Origin of the sequence: Enterococcus sp. AZ080 (assembly GCF_051714945.1) — a bacterium.
Taxonomy (GTDB): Bacteria; Bacillota; Bacilli; order Lactobacillales; family Enterococcaceae; genus Enterococcus_B; species Enterococcus_B pernyi.
Genome location: NZ_JBIOSV010000002.1, coordinates 118,011 through 137,089 on the forward strand (window position 1 = coordinate 118,011; position 19,079 = coordinate 137,089).

General features: G+C 33.9%; 21 protein-coding genes and 1 pseudogene. 17 read left to right on the top strand and 5 right to left on the bottom strand.

The features are described from left to right. Window positions 1-529 precede the first annotated feature (529 nt). A complete protein-coding gene (locus tag IGK01_RS14455) occupies window positions 530-937 on the bottom strand; it encodes a type II toxin-antitoxin system death-on-curing family toxin (protein ID WP_081355956.1) in 408 nt (135 codons plus the stop codon). Continuing rightward, the gene (locus IGK01_RS14460; RefSeq protein ID WP_074801902.1) at window positions 934-1,167 is read right to left on the bottom strand and encodes an addiction module antitoxin; all 234 of its coding nucleotides are present in this window, start codon (window positions 1,165-1,167) and stop codon (window positions 934-936) included. The genes IGK01_RS14455 and IGK01_RS14460 overlap by 4 nt, the downstream gene beginning before the upstream one ends. Window positions 1,168-1,397: 230 nt before the next feature. Here IGK01_RS14460 and xerS point away from each other — a divergent pair, with 230 nt between their 5' ends. Further along, on the top strand, window positions 1,398-2,483 hold the full coding sequence (gene xerS, locus IGK01_RS14465; RefSeq protein ID WP_074801905.1) for a tyrosine recombinase XerS: 1,086 nt from the start codon (window positions 1,398-1,400) through the stop codon (window positions 2,481-2,483). A gap of 442 nt (window positions 2,484-2,925) precedes the next feature. On the opposite strand, the gene IGK01_RS14470 is transcribed toward xerS, so the two are convergent. The 3 genes from IGK01_RS14470 to IGK01_RS14480 form a co-directional block, all read right to left on the bottom strand. Beyond that, complete coding sequence (locus tag IGK01_RS14470; RefSeq protein WP_371740712.1) at window positions 2,926-3,468, bottom strand: SOS response-associated peptidase; 543 nt, start codon at window positions 3,466-3,468, stop codon at window positions 2,926-2,928. Window positions 3,469-3,795: 327 nt separating this feature from the next. After that, window positions 3,796-4,302, bottom strand: a complete 507-nt coding sequence (locus IGK01_RS14475) for a hypothetical protein (RefSeq protein ID WP_074801908.1) — start codon at window positions 4,300-4,302, stop codon at window positions 3,796-3,798. Beyond that, complete coding sequence (locus IGK01_RS14480) at window positions 4,302-5,267, bottom strand: ParA family protein (protein ID WP_074801911.1); 966 nt, start codon at window positions 5,265-5,267, stop codon at window positions 4,302-4,304. The genes IGK01_RS14475 and IGK01_RS14480 overlap by 1 nt, the downstream gene beginning before the upstream one ends. A gap of 393 nt (window positions 5,268-5,660) precedes the next feature. Here IGK01_RS14480 and IGK01_RS14485 point away from each other — a divergent pair, with 393 nt between their 5' ends. The 16 genes and pseudogenes from IGK01_RS14485 (at window position 5,661) to IGK01_RS14560 (ending at window position 19,062) form a co-directional block, all read left to right on the top strand. Continuing rightward, window positions 5,661-5,987, top strand: a complete 327-nt coding sequence (locus IGK01_RS14485) for a helix-turn-helix transcriptional regulator (RefSeq protein WP_071867349.1) — start codon at window positions 5,661-5,663, stop codon at window positions 5,985-5,987. 537 nt (window positions 5,988-6,524) lie between these two features. Beyond that, the gene (locus IGK01_RS14490; protein ID WP_224434968.1) at window positions 6,525-8,018 is read left to right on the top strand and encodes a primase C-terminal domain-containing protein; all 1,494 of its coding nucleotides are present in this window, start codon (window positions 6,525-6,527) and stop codon (window positions 8,016-8,018) included. Between the two features lie 156 nt (window positions 8,019-8,174). Further along, complete coding sequence (locus IGK01_RS14495) at window positions 8,175-8,462, top strand: type III secretion system protein PrgN (RefSeq protein WP_074801917.1); 288 nt, start codon at window positions 8,175-8,177, stop codon at window positions 8,460-8,462. Between the two features lie 146 nt (window positions 8,463-8,608). Then, window positions 8,609-9,524: pseudogene (locus IGK01_RS14500) on the top strand (replication initiator protein A). A 400-nt stretch (window positions 9,525-9,924) separates the two neighbouring features. Continuing rightward, window positions 9,925-10,443, top strand: a complete 519-nt coding sequence (locus IGK01_RS14505) for a hypothetical protein (protein ID WP_137073120.1) — start codon at window positions 9,925-9,927, stop codon at window positions 10,441-10,443. 478 nt (window positions 10,444-10,921) lie between these two features. After that, on the top strand, window positions 10,922-11,758 hold the full coding sequence (locus IGK01_RS14510; RefSeq protein ID WP_438840889.1) for a hypothetical protein: 837 nt from the start codon (window positions 10,922-10,924) through the stop codon (window positions 11,756-11,758). Next, window positions 11,742-12,023 (top strand): hypothetical protein, encoded by a 282-nt coding sequence (locus IGK01_RS14515; protein ID WP_438749083.1) that lies wholly within the window; start codon window positions 11,742-11,744, stop codon window positions 12,021-12,023. Before IGK01_RS14510 ends, IGK01_RS14515 begins: the two co-directional genes overlap by 17 nt. 237 nt (window positions 12,024-12,260) lie before the next feature. Beyond that, on the top strand, window positions 12,261-12,647 hold the full coding sequence (locus IGK01_RS14520) for a plasmid mobilization protein (RefSeq protein WP_077152001.1): 387 nt from the start codon (window positions 12,261-12,263) through the stop codon (window positions 12,645-12,647). 1 nt (window position 12,648) lies between these two features. Beyond that, window positions 12,649-14,151 (top strand): relaxase/mobilization nuclease domain-containing protein, encoded by a 1,503-nt coding sequence (locus tag IGK01_RS14525; RefSeq protein WP_438840890.1) that lies wholly within the window; start codon window positions 12,649-12,651, stop codon window positions 14,149-14,151. A gap of 65 nt (window positions 14,152-14,216) precedes the next feature. After that, complete coding sequence (locus IGK01_RS14530; RefSeq protein ID WP_023520664.1) at window positions 14,217-14,405, top strand: type II toxin-antitoxin system HicA family toxin; 189 nt, start codon at window positions 14,217-14,219, stop codon at window positions 14,403-14,405. Between the two features lie 34 nt (window positions 14,406-14,439). Then, window positions 14,440-14,826: a type II toxin-antitoxin system HicB family antitoxin gene (locus tag IGK01_RS14535; RefSeq protein WP_034690421.1), complete on the top strand. Its 387-nt coding sequence runs from the start codon at window positions 14,440-14,442 to the stop codon at window positions 14,824-14,826. A gap of 19 nt (window positions 14,827-14,845) precedes the next feature. After that, a complete protein-coding gene (locus tag IGK01_RS14540) occupies window positions 14,846-15,628 on the top strand; it encodes a Fic family protein (RefSeq protein WP_195514470.1) in 783 nt (260 codons plus the stop codon). 102 nt (window positions 15,629-15,730) lie between these two features. After that, complete coding sequence (locus IGK01_RS14545; protein WP_195514427.1) at window positions 15,731-16,207, top strand: transcriptional regulator; 477 nt, start codon at window positions 15,731-15,733, stop codon at window positions 16,205-16,207. 101 nt (window positions 16,208-16,308) lie between these two features. Beyond that, a complete protein-coding gene (locus tag IGK01_RS14550) occupies window positions 16,309-17,658 on the top strand; it encodes a DNA cytosine methyltransferase (RefSeq protein WP_438840891.1) in 1,350 nt (449 codons plus the stop codon). Window positions 17,659-17,760: 102 nt separating this feature from the next. Further along, entirely contained in the window at window positions 17,761-18,513 is a 753-nt protein-coding gene (locus IGK01_RS14555) for a DNA-methyltransferase (protein WP_438840892.1), read from the top strand. Window positions 18,514-18,618: 105 nt separating this feature from the next. Then, complete coding sequence (locus IGK01_RS14560) at window positions 18,619-19,062, top strand: hypothetical protein (protein WP_438840893.1); 444 nt, start codon at window positions 18,619-18,621, stop codon at window positions 19,060-19,062. The last annotated feature ends 17 nt before the right edge of the window (window positions 19,063-19,079 follow it).

A 19,079-nucleotide genomic window follows, 5' to 3' on the forward strand; every position in this document is an offset into this window, starting at 1 on the left:
CTTCGGCTCTTTTTCTTTTTTAGGAAAGCGAATACTCAATAACTACTATCTATAGTAATGAACTAAATCGAAAAAAGCATGATACATACTTGGGAACTAAGAACACGGGATCACGGACTAGTTTTGTGAGTAAATCACCTTATAAATCTGACTGATATGGATATAAAATTATCAAGGTAGACACATGATTTCCATCAAGCTGAATCTGTTCAAAATGTGATATAAAAATGCCAAGAAGCTGCTCAATATTCTTTAGTGTGCTTGTTCTGTATATCTTATATACACCGGGATGGGAGATATCAATGCTATTAAAAGGATTCTAATCAATTGAAATATTTTATAGCTACCTTAAAAAATAGAGCGAATAATGTTAAATTCTAAAGACAGGAGACAAGGATGCTAAAAACCCAACTATATAGAAAATTATAGTTTTCTATATAGTTGGGTTTGAATTATAGCTATTTGTAATTTACTACAATTTTTTCGCTATAGCAGCTAATAACACTATAAAGACACATACAGCAACTCCTTAAATGGATTTCGTATGTGTCTTTATAGTGTTAATTACTTCATATTTTAGTTGATCAAAATCCTTATCATATGTAGCAATATATACCACTAAATTTACAGCATCTTTTTGATCAATAGCTAAAAGCTGTCCATTGATTTTCAAAAAGACAAAAGTAGCTAAGAAAGCAGTACGTTTATTTGCATTGTGAAAAGGATGTTTCTTTATCAATTGTACAAGTAGGATAGCTGCTTTTTCATAAATCGAAGGATAAACCTCTTCACCAAAAGCTGAGGCTTGAAGTTGCCCTACACACATTTCTAAAGCATTTACGTCCTTTACGCCAATGGGTTCATTAGGAGAGTATTTTTTTATTTGGATCACATTCATTTTTATAATATCTTTAGCTTCCAGGTAATAAATACTCATTTATCGACAAGCTCTATAAAAGTAGTATCATATTCAGTTAATGCTTGAGATATTGCTACATCAATTTCATCAGATAAGGTTTGTTTTTTTATAATTGCTGCTCGAAGTTTTTCTTCATCTAAAAAAACCGTATCTCCAGGATTTAACCCATTTTCTTTAAGAAACTCCTTTGAAATAGTTAATACTACTGAGTTCCCCACTTCTCTGAATTTTCTTTCTTTGATTGTCATAGTCTTCTCCCCTTTCCATCTGTATATACAGTATATACGCTTATTGATTTTAAATCAATTGTAGTCTCTCTCATGTCTAACTATAAAGAAAGATTTATCTTTCTTTATAGTTAGTGATACAAAACTTTTTTTAAAAAAGGTTCTTTATTTATTGACATATCTCGTTTAAATTGGTATAGTCCAATTACAAAGGGCTTCCCTCCCCTATTTGTAAGGAAAGGTGGATTTTAATGAATTATAAAGATACGTATAATAAAATTGATAAATTATTAAGTCATATGCCAAATTATATAAAAGACTTTGTTCAAGCTCGTGATGACCAAGATCAGTCCCCACAAACTACACTGGAATATTTGAAAAATTATAAACTATTTTTTCAATGGTTAATTAGCGAAGCTGTTATAGCAGATACTTCTATTCATTCATTGAGAGAATTGACTCCTTATGAATTAAATTTATATAAATCACATCTAAAACGACGCTCCAAAGAGAATATAAAAAAAGTATCTACGAAATACTATTTGCAAGATAGCAATAATTTAGGATTATCTGTTGCAACCATCAACAGACATATTACTGCTTTGAAGGTTTTATTCAAGTATCTCTCTTCTAGTTCAAATAATCCTAATGGTGTGCCCTATCTAATTACTAATCCTATGGAACAAGTTGTGACAATAGCAGACAGAACGACACTTGCAGCTCGAGCAAATGCAATTGAAAAACAACTATTTTTAGATGAAGATACTCAAAATTACTTAGATTACATTGAGTTTGAATACAAGGATTCTTTGAGCGTTAAGGCTCTTCCTTATTACGTACGTGACGTTGAGCGAGATCTTGCTATTAATGCGTTGATCTTAGGTTCTGGATTACGATTGTCTGAAGTAGTAAATATAAATGTGGATGATCTGTCTTTGGATAAGAATAAAGTTATAGTGATTAGAAAAGGAAATAAAAGAGATGCGGTAAATATTGCTGCTTTTGCTATGGAGTATTTAGCAAACTATCTAGCGATTCGTAGTAGCCGTTATAAGGCTACTGATAGTGAGAAAGCCATGTTCTTGACTATTTATAAAGGTGAATCCAAAAGAATGACAGGCATAGCAATTGAGCGTATGGTAGCTAAATATTCAAAGGGATTCAAAGTACAAGTTAGTCCTCATAAGCTGCGCCATACGTTAGCCACAAGGTTATATAAACAAACTAATTCACTTGTTCTTACAGCTCAGCAATTAGGCCATACCAATACTACTACCACGACTTTGTATACGCATATTGATAATGCTGCTACAATTGATGCGTTGAATGCTTTATAAGTAATCGAATAAATTATAAAAATAGTATTGAAGTGGAAATTCAAATAAAAGTATTTATAATAGAAATATAATAGTAATTTATTATGTTACTATTATATTACTATTATGTTACTATTATATTGCTACTAAGTTGTTTCATGTAAAAATCACCCAGGAAGAATATATTATATGCTACTACCTTAATTGAATTAGTCCTATTATTATCCGTGAAAAAGTTACTACCGGAACTAATAATTATGGTAGCAAATAATATAGATAACTTGCTATCGTCTATTGATTCAATCTAAAGTTGTCTATAAGTTATAATAGTTATTATGTTATCTATAAAATTATATAATAAATTAAGCCCTTAGAGAGTAGAGATTCTCCAAGGGCGTTTTCGTGATTATGAACCGTTACATTTTTCATACCATTGTGCATTCCAATTCTGGCATGTCATTGTTTACATGCTTTTTTGCAAATTCCAATTAAGCCATTCGTTGATTGAGGATCTTTCTATAATTACTTGCATACGATCATGTACTGAAGCTACTGACGTATTTGGTTTGGTCGTCAATATAATTGATTCTGTTTCAAATCCTGATTCAGTTCTATGGATGCGATAAAAGCTACCAACAAATAAAGTACTGTTCTCCTTTCCTTTGAATAAAAATTTTTGCTTGTTGTGATTCCATTCATAAAAACTAGACATTGGAAAAATACAGCGGGATTCTCTAAAAGCTTTCGAGAATATTTTTTTCTCTTTTACTGTTTCTGACCGTGCATTTATCATAAGCTGTCCTTTTTTAATTCCCTCAAAACCCCAACGTATGATACCAGGAATAACTTCAGCCTCTTTTTTGAGTCCTAGGGTCACTACATGATTTGAAGGGAATACTTCATTGGTAGCAAGTCGTATATCTTTGTCAGCTGCTTTTGTTTCCGCTTGATCGTGATACTTTTTAAGTTCATTAGATGCTAAATCAAAAAAATATCGTCCGCACAATAACATTCACCTCCATTAATATGAGTGCTTGCTTAAAACATCCATTATAGATCTATTTCTTTACAAATAAACTTTTTTCACTACTATTTAAGTTTATCTGATTTCTCCTTTCCTAGAAACAGATTAGTCTTCGACAAGTTTGTATTTGACTTACTATTATTTTGGTAACAAAGAGAAAAAAATTGATTAACAAAGCTGAGTAAACATAAACACGTATACGACCATGTTTATCTACAATATTTTTCCTAAAAGTAACATTATATATTTAGTAATATAATAGTAATATATTACTATTATATTACTAATAGAGAAGTGGCTTTTTAACCGCTACTTCTCTTGGTTTTTATCAAAATTTAAAGGATATTTGCTGTAGTCCTTGAGATGTTCATTTACTTCTTCTTCAGTAGCTAAACCTAGTTGGTAAAGATGTTGCCAGATTGCATTATCCATAAAATCTGAAAGAAATCCTTTTGTACCAGGAATTTTTCTCGAATGTCTTTGATCTTTATAAATAAGATCTTCTACACGTCTTAAGGTTTCTGTATCAAATTTCAAAGTTCTAGCGACAAGCTCATTTGCTTGATTTTTTTTGGTTTTACTTAAACCAAATTTATCTGCTGCAACATGAGTAATACCAAGACTTTCATTTTGAGTAGGTAACAGAGTTGTGTTAGTAGAATTCTCTGATATACTTTCAACAATTTCATTTTTTGTTTCTATTTCATTTTCCGAAATGCTATCGATAGTGTCTTCTGGAGTATCTAAATCTTCTAATTCATCGTCAAAAAAAGATTCAAAGTCACCTGAAGGTTTGTTTTTTGGTACTCTAGGCATTATTCGTCACCGTCGCTTTCGATGTAAAATTGTTGAGGGAATTCAAGTACTTTTCCTTCTTTAGAAAGTAGCCCTAAATCATTCATTTCGTTCAATAATTTGTAAAAATTTTGAGCAAACTTATTTTCAGGAGTACTCATAGTTATAGGCATACCATTTCTAACTAACTTGTCAGCAAATGTAATTGATCTTGGTAGTTCAGAATCAAAGTAATGGTAATTGTTTCGATTAGTATATTTCATCATTGCATTAATCATTTTTGCGTGTAAATTTGTATTGTATACTTTATTTGCTAGTACACCACCAATACGTAGTGAAGGATTGTATTTTTCTTTTAATGTATTTACGCGTGATATTAAATGAGTTACTCCGTCAACACCGTTAAGATCTGGCTCGTAAGGCACGATTACCACGTCGGCAATGGATAGTACGGATGATGTCACTTGTTTAAGTTCGGGCGGAGTATCAAAAATAATATAATCATATTTGTCCATTACACCATCAAATTTTCCATCTAAAGCATTAAAATAATTAGCACTTGGATCAATCGTTTTGTTCATCCTCTTTTTAAGGCCAGAAATAGTCATAATTTCAGATAAGTTATCTTTAAATTTTTTTAATAAGGAAATAAACCATTCCAAAATAGTATCACGAAATTCTTCCATCTTATCAAATTCAAGATAATTATTATCTGAATTTGCAGGTAAAACATCGATGTGGTCATCGTATGTATGAACAATCGATTCTTCAACTGTGGCATTTCCCATAAAAACATCGTAAATGGTATTTTGATTTTTTCCAACTTTTACACGAAATGATTTTGTACTATTTCCTTGAGCGTCAGTATCAACTACAAGAATATTTGCTTCAGGAAATGATCTTCTAATAGCTCCTGCTAGATTTAATGTAATCAGAGTTTTACCAACTCCACCTTTGTTTGCAGCTACTGTTAGTGCTACAGCCATATAAATCCCTCCTAAAATCCGAAAGTAATATAATAGTAATATTTATAGTAATATAAAAATAATAAATTGGTCGTACAATATATTACTTTTTAGTAATATATTTTATTACTTATACAAATGATACCATTATCCATTGTTAAATTCAACAACAACAGTGAACTTTCTAAGTGTTTTGATTTTAATAATATATTATATTACTATTACTATAAGTAATATAATAGTAAGGTAATAGTAATGTATTATATTACTATCTAAAATAACCCTGTATTTGTACAGTTTCAGCTACCATCATAGTTAATTTATTTAGTAAAATTGATTGTAAAATAAAAAAGATAATGCTAGAATAAACACTAAGTTAGTGTTGTTGTTTTCAACAATGAGGAGATTGAAGTTATGAAGAAAGAAACAAAAGAATTTAGAAATGAATACGATCGATTTGTATTAAAATTTTTAATACAAAATTACCATATAAGCAGAATTGATTTATCCAAAGCAATTGGCTTAGCGCCAAGTTATGTAAGAGAATTTTATAACGGATCTAGAAGTTTTGGAGAAGAGGCGTTAGATAAATTAGAAACAACAATGTTTAGTTTATATGCTCCGCTTCTAAAAAATCATTCTTTTGAGTTAGAGCAGGTTGATCATTTAATTCAATCGATTGAATCAGAGGAAGAATTGGAGCTATTTAGGTTGAAAGGTGCTAATGTTCTTGATTTTTAAGAAGCTTTAATTAATAACCTACATATTCAACGTTTTAAAAATCAAAATATACACCAATAGTCATGTTCTATTAACAGAAAATCATATTCCTTATTTAGAACCCACTCGTTCAGGTTACGAAAAGGTTGATATGTAGGCATTCTTTCTTACAGCAGATGTTTTTCCATTAAACTCGTTATTTACAGATTTAAGATTTATGAGGTAAGATGAATTAGAAAATTACATAAAAAAAGAGACGGAAAAGTTAATGGATTGGACCCCACTAATTTTTCTGAATCACATGGATCAGACATGTGTTCACGCTCGTCTCAAGAATATGTAAGTAGCTACCAACTACTTATATTTAAATGGATTCGGAACTCAATTCCGATTACCTATATTCTACCAAAAAAAGACGAGCAACTCAACATAAAAACGTTTATTTGATGTGCTTTTTAAGAGTATATTAATCAACATTGATGAGAGAACACATAGTATAGCTGTTTCGGCAGGTATTCGATGTGTTCTCTTTTAATTTGTGGGAAGGACGTAAAGTTGATGTTGATTAATTTATATACAACGCTTTTGAAAAGTGGTATTCGAACATATAAATATCGAAACAGCACCATTAAGCCTATTCAGTATGAAAATACGAGTAGGAATGGTGCTATCTTTGCGTTCCGTACGAAACAATTAATGAATGCTGGACGTGGGATGGTGATCACATCTGAAGAAGCAATTCTTGAAAACGAAAATAAACTTACACATTGGACTCCTAATGTTTATCGATATGGAACGTATGCTGACGAGAATCGCTCAGTAGTTAAGGGACATTCTGAAAACAATTTAAGCCAAATCAATACTTTTGTTGTAGATATCGATACAAAAGTTAATCATGAAGGGGAGATCGTTCTTGCTTGTTTAGATCAGATTGGTTATATGCCAACAATGATTTTAGAGTCTGATCATGGCTATCAAGTGTATTTCGTATTAAGTAGCCCAGCTTACGTAACGAAAAAGAGCAACTTCAAGGTAGTCGAAGTTGCAAAACGTATTTCTACAACGATTCGTAAGCAATTAGCAAAGCAATTACCTGGAATTGATGTGGGCTGTAATCACTTTGGAATTGCACGTTTTCCAAATAAAAAAAATATAGTTTTTTACGAGGAAGCTTATCAATACGCATTTTCAGAATGGTTGAATTGGTCAATGAAAACAGCTTCTAGTCAAAAAACTGAAGCGGAACGAGAAGCTAAAATTGTTGTTTTCCCTGAGAAAAAAGAGTATCGACAAGTGGATGAACCCTGGTTCGATCTATTATTACGTAAAGCAGATATTATCGGTGGAGAGGGCCGTTTAGGTCGAAACAATGTGATTTTCACATTGGCTCTTGCTTATTTCTCTTCGGGATATGCGCTGGAAACATGTGAATACAACATGTTCGAGTTTAATGAGCGACTAAATGAACCTTTGATTGAAGCGGAAGTAAGAAAAATCGTTATGAGCGCTTATTCTGGAATGTACCAGGCAGCAAAACGTGATTTTGTTTTAGAGCTGTGCCAGCAATGGATCTCTGCAGGACTGCAAGAGAAAGATTTGTTTATTCAACGTCGTGGTTGGTGGAAATTTAAAAAGCCAAGAGAACAAAGAAAATATAGTCATAAAAAAGAATGGAAAGAAGATCTATTGGCTTATCTAAGCGAAAAAAGTCATGCTAGTGAGCCTTATTTGAATATGTCTAAAAAAGAGTTGGCTTCAGAACTCACGATGCCCAAGCGAACACTTGATAAGATCTTAACCGAGTTAAGAGAGGAGAATAAGGTTTTCTACAAGATAACACGAGGAAGAAATGGCGGAATGATCATTGCTTCAGTCAAAATGTTGTTCTTGAAGGTCATTCAATTAAGAAAAGAAAACAGATTAGCTTATTCAACAAGGATCACAGAGGTATTTGAATTAAACGGGAGCTTGGTAGAAGAGACATTTAAACAATTATCAGCTACTTTGGCCCCCCTTAAAGAAGTGAATCTTTTTGAATTAGATACAGGGTAAAAAATAAAAGGTGCAAATTGCCTTTTACAATATATCTTTGATACTGTTTCTTTTCTTATGGGAGTTTTATAGTTGTCCGCTACTTGCTTTGTTCTACTAAGAGGGGTACTATTATCGCATGTGCAATAATATATCTTAAAGGAGGACTTACTAACCATGAGTGTCAATACTTATGTTTATCCTTATCCTATCAATGTTTTTATTATCGGTGGCTTAGGAATGACTGTAGAACAATTTTGTGAGATTCATGATTATAGACAGTCTACTGTGGCAAGTTGGGTGACCCGAAATCGTTCTGTAGCAACGTTACCTTGCGATTTTTTGTACTGTTTAAGTTTATCATCAGGGCAGTCTATGGGGAGTGTTTATGATGAACTATTAGCCTTGGAGGATAAGTTTTTAAAAGGATTAAATCCAAAAAAGAAAAAGGAAAATATCGATTAATTTTTGATTGATTTTGAAGAAAAAGGAGGAAAATCTCTTTTTTCTTTTCTTGCTATGTATCATTTACAAATTAGGTGAATAACTTGTATAGTTACTTTTATATTTCTTAAAAATACAAAAGTAATCCAAGTATGTGGAGGTATCAAATGTCAGAGTTTAATTATTATAAGTTAAAAGAAATATATAGGGAAAAATACTATCAAATGCCAAAGATATTTTTTTGCAAATGAAAAATACTTCAAACTCACAAATGATTCAAAAATTGCATATATGATTCTTAAAGATCGTTTTGATTATTCTGTAAAAAATAATTGGGTGGATGAAGAGGATAATATCTATTTTATTTTTACAGTATCTGAGCTTATGGGGTTATTAAGATGTCGTGAAGGAAAAGTTTCTAAAATAAAAAGAGAATTAGAAGAAGTCGGTCTTCTAAAGCAGAAAAAAGGTAGTATCCATGAAGAGAATTGACATATAAAAAGTACTCCTAATCTCTTGTATTTAGGTAAACCGCAAGTAACAACTGAAGACGTATTTCAAATTGTTGAAGAGGAACAAAATCAAGCTACCGTATTTTGGGAAATTGCAAATACAACAAAAATCTATAATAGCAAGGATTCTACCGTAATTGCGAAAATCGCAGACAATTTATTCTAATAATTCTTTAGACACAATATAGACATAGAAAAAGACCAGCTACAAGATCAATTATTGCTAGATAACTTTGGATCAATCATGAAAGACAATAGTATTGCTACATTCGTTCCTGAAAAAGTATTGCTTTTAATAAAAATATTCTCTTCAAATTTTGTTGAAGCTCAAAAAACAGTTAAAGCAATTCACAATGCAAAAGTCAAAGCAGAAAGTGAAACTAGTACGGTAGTTATTTTTGAAGATATAGGGAATTACGGAATCGACGTAGCTAATGAATTATATAAAACAATCCTAAAAGCATATCAAAAGCAAAAAACAGAAAAAGTTGATAATATTCACAACCTTATTTTTGTCTATGTTAAGAACTGGTTTATTGAATATCCGATTGCAGCTAAAAAATTTGCATAATCAACTGAAGGATTACCAGAAGTACCCATGCATAATTGGGTCGAAGGAATTGACTAGAAAAATTTGTATGTCTTAAATCTAGGGGTATTCCCGCGAAGCTGTAGTGTCTGTTTTGACTGATGATCAATTAAAACCTTTTTTGTCTAATCTATAAAATAGGCTACTTCACCAGGTGTTCCAGAAGTGATTAAATTATTCAGACTGTACAAAGCAATATCAGCAGTAGTTTTAATTTTTTTACCATGATAATCTGTCATGTTTACGATGAATTCTATTTCTTTTTTGTAATTTTGGGCTTTTTGTAGGGCTACTTTTTTGTCGGCTGGAGTTAATTGAAGTTGCTACAGATGAGATTGTACAAGAGGTTCTTCAATCTACGAAAGTGGAGTTTGGACAAGCATTGACCAAATTTATTGAGAAAGAGACGAAGAAAATCAACCAAGAGATCCAACAATTAGATAAGCGTCATTTGATCGAGGAATCAGTTACGAAGCGTTTACAAGCAAGGAAACAAGAAGAATTAGCTAATTTAGAAAATCAGTTGATCAATCAAAAGCAGCAACAAGTACAAGAAGAAAAATTGCGACACCAGCAAGCGTTACAGAATATAGAAAAGTCCTTTACCACACAGCTTGAAGGAGAAACTGAAGCAATTCAAAATAGCTATAAAGAAACGGTTGATCAGACAATCAAAAAAGAGTATGAACAACAAACGGAGCAACTGTCTCGTGTATTACAAGGGAAAATGGATGAACTAAAACTTCGGCAACATACGGTAAATACAGGTTTAGAAGCGAACTTTAAGGAGATTTTGGAAACATTTAACCGTGAGCATACACAAGTGATTCATGAGGTGGAGCAAAAAAAGCAACAGTCTCCAATCAGTTTAGAAGAAAGGCGATTGAGATTACAGGCTTAAACGGATAAAGAAGAGAAATTTCACCTTAGATTTTTGACGAAAAATGAAGAAAATCGCTGGAGAAACACTATCTGGAACAAACGTTTATTTATAGAGGTGAGGTAGTGTCCATATAGTTTTTTTTTTGATCTCGTGTTATAATGCAAATGAAAAGAGGAGTTGCGCAAACAACTCCCCTTAGGATAGCACCGTTTAAGTCGGTGGCATAGTTGAATCAGTTACAAAGAATAACCGTTAAACTGGCCAAAGTTTATGATACGGTTATTTTTTGTCGTTTTTGTTGTTGCTGATTGCAAGGACCAATGTTGCGAAAGCTAACGCAAACATTAGTGCTTCATAAACAGACACGCTTATTCCTTTCTAGGGATAAAGCCGAAAAACAACATAGGCGTCACCCCATTTATTTTGGGATTAGCCACCGCATAAACTTTACTATCTAATTCGCATTATATCATAAGCACCAGTCTCAAATCAGTTGATGCTTCTTTATCAACGTGCAGAAGCAGTTGAATCAAAAGAAGTCCATGATTGGATTCGAGAAAATAGGACGTTGAAGAATAATGCGGAACCTGTCTTTCTATTTGGAGGAAACCAACAAAAAGTGAATAGTGAAACTGGGGAGATCCTAAAAGAAAAACAAACGCAGCTTACACAAATCACTCATGCCCCAATCGTTCCATATTTTGAAAAAACGGAAACGCAAGGAAAAGAAGAAACTAAAAAAATAGAAACGAGTCCGAAAGAAGTTTTCGCTATCTTGGAAAAGATTGCGAATCGTACAATTGTTTTTGAAGAAAGAGAAAAATCAATCCTTGAAGAGCATACCATTCGAGTAAAATCGAATCAGGGAGAAGAACAAACACTTGCTGATTTGATTATTTGTCTTTTAGAAAAAGAGAAACGATCGGTGGACGATATCATTCGATTTGAAAATGAAAGTATTGCGTCTATTGTAATGATTGTTTTTGGATTTAATCCCGTGCCTCTTAATTTAAGTTTGTTAACTCAGTTACGATCAATGAATAACGGAAAAGTGAAATTACAACAATTGTTTACTGACTTGATTGTTCGAAGCGATACCTTTTTACAAAAGATTGCTGCGCATATGTATGAAAAGGAAACAGAGCAAGTTCGACCAACATTAGAAGAAGAAATTAGACGTGCGCGAGAACTTCAAAGTCGAGCAATCGACAATGTCGCAACAGACAAGGCGAATAAAAAAGAAGAACGATCTGAGGAAGATTATAATTTAGCGGATACTTTAGAAAAATTAAAAGGCAATTCAGAAAGTAGCGAAGATGATAAAACTGATTAAAAATCGACCTTTGTGTCTGTATTATCTTTGGAAAGTTTGTCAGCGATTTGAACGAGACGAATTTCAAGAACTTATTCTTCCACCAGTAAAAGCAGTGATTGGTCAGTTGCAATCAGAAAGACGAAACTTAGAAAAAGTTGAGAAAGAATCAATCGCTATTCACATTTCTAGTCTTGCTTTGTTAGAGGAAATACTAAAAAATGAATCTGAACAATCATTCAGAAAGCTCATTTCGGATCTCGAAGAATTCGTAAAAGGTCAATGATGTAATGAAAGAAAATGGGGTTTGGGGCATGCCCCAAGTTTAAAACCAAAAAAGAGGAAACTCGTAAATCGTAGATTTTCGGGATTCCCTTCTTTTTTGGTTTTTCGTGAGGTGGTACCACCTCGCTATGCTTGCCACTGTCGAAACTCCGCCCCTCCTGGGCGGAAGATTTTGGTTCGGGAGTGGGCAAGGCATAGCCTTGCGAAGCATTAAGTGATTATCGTAGGAGAGATTCAAATGGATAAAAAAAACTTGTTCCGTAATGAAATAATAAAAGTATATGTTACTGAAGAAGAAAAGCAACGAATTAAGAAAAATATGAACTTAGCGAGAATAGGAACAATGACTAATTATATTCGTCTAATGGCCCTTAACGGATGGGTAATCAATATAGATTTTACAGATTTGAAGGAAGCTTTAGGTGAAACGGGGCAATATGTTTCTGAGTTGAATATGATCGGCAATAATATCAACCAGATTGCCCATAAATTAAATCAGACAGATCTTGTAGAAAAAGAAGATATCCAATATCTCGTTTCAGAGTTCGCGAAAATGCAAAACAACTATGTACGTTCACAAGACATTTTGCTACAAGAAATTCAGAAGCTAACGAGGAGGGAGTGAAGTGCCAACGACTAAAACGCTCACGATTAAGCAAGAAAGATATCTAAAAGAGGCGATAAGATACATTCTAGATCCAGAAAAAACAAAAAATCAAACTTTAACGAGTGGTCATAAAGTTAACGCCGTGAACAATGCTTTTTTTGAAATGAACTTAACAAGAACATTGGCTCAAAGAGTCCGTGGAAAAATGAATAAAAAAAAGACTGAGGAAGTAATTGCAAGACATATTGTTCAATCGTTCGATCCTGAAGACAATCTCACACCTGAAGAAGTTCATGAAATTGGAAGACAGACAGCGCTCGACTTCTTAGGTGAAGATTATGAATTTGTCATTGCCACCCATGTTGATAAAGACCATTTGCATAACCATATTATTTTTAATACAACCTCAAGTGTCGATTTAACTAAGTTCCGCTGGCAACGAGGAACAGCGGCTCATTTAAGAAATTACTCCGATAAGTTAGCGGACTATCACGGCGCAATGATCCTCGATACGCCTAAAAGAAACTCACATAAAAAGTATCAAGAATATCGAAGAAAGAATGCGTATCGAGTGGAATTAAAAGAACGTTTAAATTTTTTGCTTACCCATAGTACAAGCTGGGATGATTTTTTAGTTAAGGCAAGGCTTCTAAATATTGATGTTGACCCTAATCATAATTCAGAAGAATATGGGAAAGTGATCAACTACAAATTATTGGATCTGCCACAAAAACGTCCAGCTCGTGATTATACGATAAATAAAAAACAACGAATCTACAATGAAGAAAATATTATCGAGCGGGTAAGTAAAAATAAACCGGAAGCGGTTTTCAATGCAATGGATATTGCAAAAAAATATGTCGAACAAAAAACAGAAAAAGAATCTTTACCCGATCTAATCTTTGTCATTGAACCCTGGCAAATACAAAGAGACACCATGACAGGGATTTATGTTGAGATTGCCTATGGCCGGTATGAAACAGGGGTGGTCAAAGTTCCTGATTACATGTTAGAGAAATTGGAAGACGGACGCTACGAGGCACATTTTAATTATAAAGATATTTTTTATTTTTGGAGTGATGAAAAAGGGCAGAAAAATAAATTTGTTAAGGGAGCGTCTTTGGCAAGTTATCTTTCTGGAGAAAGTGGGCTGTTTCCAAAACGAAAAAATTCTGCTATTCAAAATGTCCGAGAAATGGTTACAGCTTTAAATATTTTGTCAACCCGTCAAGTCAGCAGCGATCAACTACCACATGTTTTAGGGAAAGACTTTTATGATAATTATGAAATTGTGCAAGCAGCAAGAGCAACTTTGGACGACAAGTTATTTAGAGCGAACGAAAAACTAAAGTATGATCCGTCCAATCTTGAACAAATAGAAAAAGTAAAATCCTTACATGGTGAGAAAAAAGAATTTGAAAAACAAGTAAAGTTGCTTGAGAAACAATTAAAAACTTACGATGCAGCATTGAGTATTTTGACAGAAAAGGCAGTATCCGATTCGGTTGATCTTGATAAATAGACACGAAAAAACTTTACAGTACGTCCTGTACGTGCTACAATATTATTGTCAGGAGGTAGCTTGAAATGCCCATGACAATTAGAGAAGCAGAGAAATTACTCAAAGATGCTGGCTTTGTTGAAGTGAAGGGTGGAAAGGGGTCACACAGGAAATTTATAAAGAAAAATTTTCCTAGACCAGTTATTCTTACCAGTCATTCAAAAGAGTTATCTAGAAGAGTAGAGGATTCTGTTCGAAAAGCAGTGGGCAAATAAGCCCACTGTGTCTATAAGAAAGAGAGGGATAGAAATGAAAAAAGTTTATCCAGCTATATTTGAAAAAGATCCTGTTGGATACGGAATTTATTTTCCTGATGTTGAAGGAGCGGTCACGCAATCGGAAGATATCGCCCAAGGATTAGAACTTGCGGCAGATGCGTTAGGTATTATGCTTGGAGACCTAGTCGAAAAAAATATGCCTTTGCCAACACCTACGGCTATCAATGCCCTTTCTGTAAACCCTGAAACAGAATTTGCGACATTGATTTCTGTCGACTTAAATGATTATTTAAAAGATGTCCAACTTGATAAAAAAACAATCAAAATTCCACATTGGTTGAACGTGCGTGCGACGAATGAAGGAATTAATTTTTCTAAAACGATGACTGAAGCATTAGCTCAAAAATTAAATGTCTGATAATGGAGGTGGTCAACATATGGATACTACGGCACTCGCAAAATTCATTCAATCGTTAGGTAGTTTGAATAATTACGGTAGCTCTGTTTATCAAACGAAAAAAGCTTTAGATTTGAAATCAACGAAACCACTCCGTCAAAATAGAGATGATATAGCTATTTTTGTGGATAGTTTAAAAGGGATCAATGCGATAAAAGAAAAAGGTTTTTCTGTAGATGGTATTATCGAAGTGAACAAGCAATTTGATTCACCGTCTGAAGAACAGCCCAAATTACCTGGTCATTTGCGAAATTCATATTACAATGAAGATGATCGGATAGCTATTGTTCTTGATCAATCTAGTCAAGAACACTATTTCCCTAAAGAGATTATTTCTAGGGACGATTTACAAGAAATCGTGGATCAGTTTGAACAATCTGAACGAACAGAAAAAGATGCCTGGTGGGTTTTCGCTAGACTGGCTAAATTACAGGCTTTTCAAGATGGCAATAAACGTACAGCGTTAATTTCAGCCAATGCTGCATACGGCACATTGGACAGCGAAAACTATTTGATGGTTCCTTTTCATGATATAAAACGTTTAGAGTTTACTTTTAATCTGATGTCATTCTATCGAGCAAAGGATCATTTAGAAGAAGAACAAGCATTTGAGGGATTGTATCGTACATTACCTTCGAAAAAAGAACGTGAGTTGTATTTGCGTCAACCGATTGAAGAGCGCAATGTGGCCCAAGATCTTTCTACTTTTCGAGTAAAATCTGAACTTCGATCAACGGAAAAAGACAATGAGCCAGAGCTGTGAAGGAAAAATCATGGTGCAATTTATAATAAAAATAATGATGACATAAAAGCATTTCCTACTCATTTTTGAGAGGAAATGCTTTTTTGTATTATGGAGGGACGAATGGAACTTTTTGATGTGGCCAAATATCAATTGCCCAAGGATGTGGATATAGAATGGGAAACCACCAAAGAAAAATTCAGTATATTTCTATCAGAGTATAAAAATTTACGAGAAAAAGTTGGAATTCCACCTACTCCGAGGATTCAAGAAACATATTCGATGATACACAGAGAAAATGTTTCACCAGAAGTAATTAATGATCCATTGTATAAAGAGTTTGAGTATTTGCACAGACTATTTATAAAAGGGTATCTCTCAATCAATCACCCTTATAAGCCTGAAATTACTGACCGAAGAAGGAAAATATTTTTACTTAGATATTTTTATGGCTTGTCAATATCATTAGTCAGCGAGCGAGTTCATTATCAGAAGAATATTATTTTGATTGACTCAAAAAAATCGCTCATTCAGTTTACGTCTGCAATCCAATTACTGGATCAAAAAAAGAGTAGTCTTAAAGCAGAAACAAAAATCTAACCATTTCTGAGACTTTTGAATGCCCTTCTTTCACCCGCACTTTTATTATTCTTATCTTACAAGCTTGAATACAAGAACACAGCTGTGGGAAAGAATATTGAATGAAACAATCGAAACAACTAACTTTTATTGATTTATTTGCGGGTATAGGCGGTTTTCGGATGGGAATGGAAAAAGCGGGACATAAATGTGTCGGCTTTTGTGAAATTGATAAATATGCTAGACAGAGTTACAAAGCAATCTTTAATACTGAAAATGAGGTGGAAATGCATGATATTACAAGGATCTCAGACGACACTATTCGAGGATTCGGACGTGTGGACATTATCACAGGAGGATTTCCTTGCCAGGCTTTCAGCTCTGCAGGAAAAAGACGAGGTTTCGCAGATACTAGAGGAACTCTCTTTTTTGAGATTGCACGCTTCGCACATATTTTGCGACCTAGCATTTTATTCCTTGAAAACGTCAAAGGATTGCTCAACCACAATGGCGGAGCTACGTTTGAAACAATCCTCAGAACATTGGATGAACTGGGGTATGACGTGGCATGGCAAGTGCTTAACAGCAAGGATTTTGTCCCACAAAACCGAGCACGTGTCTTTATTGTCGGACATTTTAGAGAGTCGGGTGCCAGAAAGTTTTTACCTCTCACAGGAGAAGAAAAATCAGTTGATAAAGAATCAGCAAAAATCAACATAGCTGGGACGACAAATAAACGTAATAACTTAAATACAAATTTGCGAGAACGAACCTATTATACTAACGGATTAATGGGAACTTTAACGGCTACTGATTATAAAATGCCTAAACAAATTGTAGTGGGAAATGTAAATCCTTGTGGGTATGGTATGAATGGTCAGGTTAGTAGTACAGAGGGAATCGCTCCAACTCTTACGACAAACAAAGGAGAAGGAAATAAGGTAGTGATTCCTATAATATCGCCAGATAAAGATGAAGTTCGACAAAATGGACGAAGAATAAAAAATAATGGAGAAGAAATGTTCACACTTACCGCACAAGATCGCCACGGAATCATAGTAGAAGGAAAGATTGATGGACGTTATCGATCAGCGGTCAGTGTCTATTCTCCTGAAGGGATTTGTCCAACGTTAAATACCATGCAAGGAGGTGGCCAACAGCCGAAAATTGTTGTGAATGAAATACGCAAAAATACGGATGAGGACCAAAATAATTTAGTACAGAGAGATTTTCAGGTTCGTAAATTAACACCTTTAGAGTGCTGGAGGCTCCAATCGTTTCCAGATTGGGCATTTCTAGCAGCCAAATTTGGCAGCAAACAAGTTGCACAAAGGATTTTGGTTGAACGTATGGATCATTATAACTCTCCCTTTGAGCAGAAGGTTTCTGACAGCCAACTATATAAACAAGCAGGAAATAGTGTGACAGTAGATGTGATCTACTTTATTGCGAAGCATTTCCACCTTTCATAGGCGTTTAAGCAGACTCAACAGGGAATAGCTACCTTGTATAGTAAATGTATCAAGACTTGACTAAACCATTGGATTCAGGCCTGAATCATAGAGGAGAAACCTATGATTCCAAAAGATACGATTTACTTTGAAGATTGCTTAGAAGGAATGAAAAAAATTCCGGATGGATCGATCGATACGATCATTTGCGACTTGCCATATGGAACTACTGCTTGTTCCTGGGATACTATTTTGCCCTGGGAAGAATTGTGGTCACAATACTTGCGTGTAGTCAAAGAGAATAGTGCGATTGTTTTGTTTGGAGCGGAACCATTTTCTACACAGTTACGTATGAGTAACTTTAAACAATATAAATATGATTGGTACTGGGTTAAAAATACCGTAACTGGCTTTGCCTTTGCCAAAAAACAGCCAATGCGTTCAATTGAGACAATCTCTGTTTTTTCAAAAGGGTCACCTATTTATTATCCTCAAGGGTTAGAGAGGATGAAACAACCACTTATAAAGAAGAAAAATGAGACTGAAGGGATTTATAATACGAGTTCTCTTTCAGGCAAAGAATATTGCCAAGAGTATACAGGATATCCGAATAATGTTTTGCGATTTGACAAAGAGTCAATGAACACGTTCCACCCTACGCAAAAACCGGTACGTTTACTTGAATATCTGATACAAACTTACACACAAAAAGGAGATCTTGTATTAGATAATTGTATGGGGAGTGGGACAACTGCGATTGCTTGTATCAATACTGAGCGACACTATATTGGTTTTGAAACTAACTTGGATTACTATACTAGGTCTATAGAAAGAATTCAGAATAATGTCACGCAGATGGATCTTTTCAACTACTGATACCTCCTAAAAAGAGAATAAACCAATTGATAAAGACGGTTTACCGTGCTATAATAATTTATAGACGGCAAACCGTCTATAAATTATTTTGGGAGGTTACGTTAATTGTTAGAGGAAGCAAAAAGTAGACTAGTGGAAGAAGCAAAGAAACGTTTGGATATATTATCGATTGAGGACCACATTAAAGCAGGATTCGGGAAAGGAGAGATCTATTGTTCTAAGAGAACTGCAATAATGGTTAATCGCAAGAAGTTTGTACTACCAGTTATCTATAGCGTGACAGATCAACAAAAGAAAATAATTGATAAATACGAGAAAAAATATGGGTTCATTGTGTTTCATATAATAGAAACAAGTACTAAGCATGGATTGCTATTGACTTTACTTCAGGTCAGTCCACATGAGTTTGAGTGGGAAAATGATAGAGAAGAAATACAGGAACAAAAAATGATGCTGTGTTTCACTGTAAACGTCGATTATGAGGAATATTCTGAGTTTAGCTGGTGTTGCTTCAACGAGGTAGGAGGTGGCTTATTATTACAAGGATAACTATGGCAGTAAAAAAA

Excerpts from the sequence above, each read along its gene's own strand:
- IGK01_RS14455 (WP_081355956.1), bottom strand. The coding sequence starts at position 937 with ATGAGTATTTATTACCTGGAAGCTAAAGATATTATAAAAATGAATGTG.
- IGK01_RS14460 (WP_074801902.1), bottom strand. The coding sequence starts at position 1,167 with ATGACAATCAAAGAAAGAAAATTCAGAGAAGTGGGGAACTCAGTAGTA.
- xerS (WP_074801905.1), top strand. The coding sequence starts at position 1,398 with ATGAATTATAAAGATACGTATAATAAAATTGATAAATTATTAAGTCAT.
- IGK01_RS14475 (WP_074801908.1), bottom strand. The coding sequence starts at position 4,302 with ATGCCTAGAGTACCAAAAAACAAACCTTCAGGTGACTTTGAATCTTTT.
- IGK01_RS14480 (WP_074801911.1), bottom strand. The coding sequence starts at position 5,267 with ATGGCTGTAGCACTAACAGTAGCTGCAAACAAAGGTGGAGTTGGTAAA.
- IGK01_RS14485 (WP_071867349.1), top strand. The coding sequence starts at position 5,661 with ATGAAGAAAGAAACAAAAGAATTTAGAAATGAATACGATCGATTTGTA.
- IGK01_RS14490 (WP_224434968.1), top strand. The coding sequence starts at position 6,525 with ATGTTGATTAATTTATATACAACGCTTTTGAAAAGTGGTATTCGAACA.
- IGK01_RS14495 (WP_074801917.1), top strand. The coding sequence starts at position 8,175 with ATGAGTGTCAATACTTATGTTTATCCTTATCCTATCAATGTTTTTATT.
- IGK01_RS14510 (WP_438840889.1), top strand. The coding sequence starts at position 10,922 with ATGCTTCTTTATCAACGTGCAGAAGCAGTTGAATCAAAAGAAGTCCAT.
- IGK01_RS14515 (WP_438749083.1), top strand. The coding sequence starts at position 11,742 with ATGATAAAACTGATTAAAAATCGACCTTTGTGTCTGTATTATCTTTGG.
- IGK01_RS14520 (WP_077152001.1), top strand. The coding sequence starts at position 12,261 with ATGGATAAAAAAAACTTGTTCCGTAATGAAATAATAAAAGTATATGTT.
- IGK01_RS14530 (WP_023520664.1), top strand. The coding sequence starts at position 14,217 with ATGCCCATGACAATTAGAGAAGCAGAGAAATTACTCAAAGATGCTGGC.
- IGK01_RS14535 (WP_034690421.1), top strand. The coding sequence starts at position 14,440 with ATGAAAAAAGTTTATCCAGCTATATTTGAAAAAGATCCTGTTGGATAC.
- IGK01_RS14540 (WP_195514470.1), top strand. The coding sequence starts at position 14,846 with ATGGATACTACGGCACTCGCAAAATTCATTCAATCGTTAGGTAGTTTG.
- IGK01_RS14545 (WP_195514427.1), top strand. The coding sequence starts at position 15,731 with ATGGAACTTTTTGATGTGGCCAAATATCAATTGCCCAAGGATGTGGAT.
- IGK01_RS14550 (WP_438840891.1), top strand. The coding sequence starts at position 16,309 with ATGAAACAATCGAAACAACTAACTTTTATTGATTTATTTGCGGGTATA.
- IGK01_RS14555 (WP_438840892.1), top strand. The coding sequence starts at position 17,761 with ATGATTCCAAAAGATACGATTTACTTTGAAGATTGCTTAGAAGGAATG.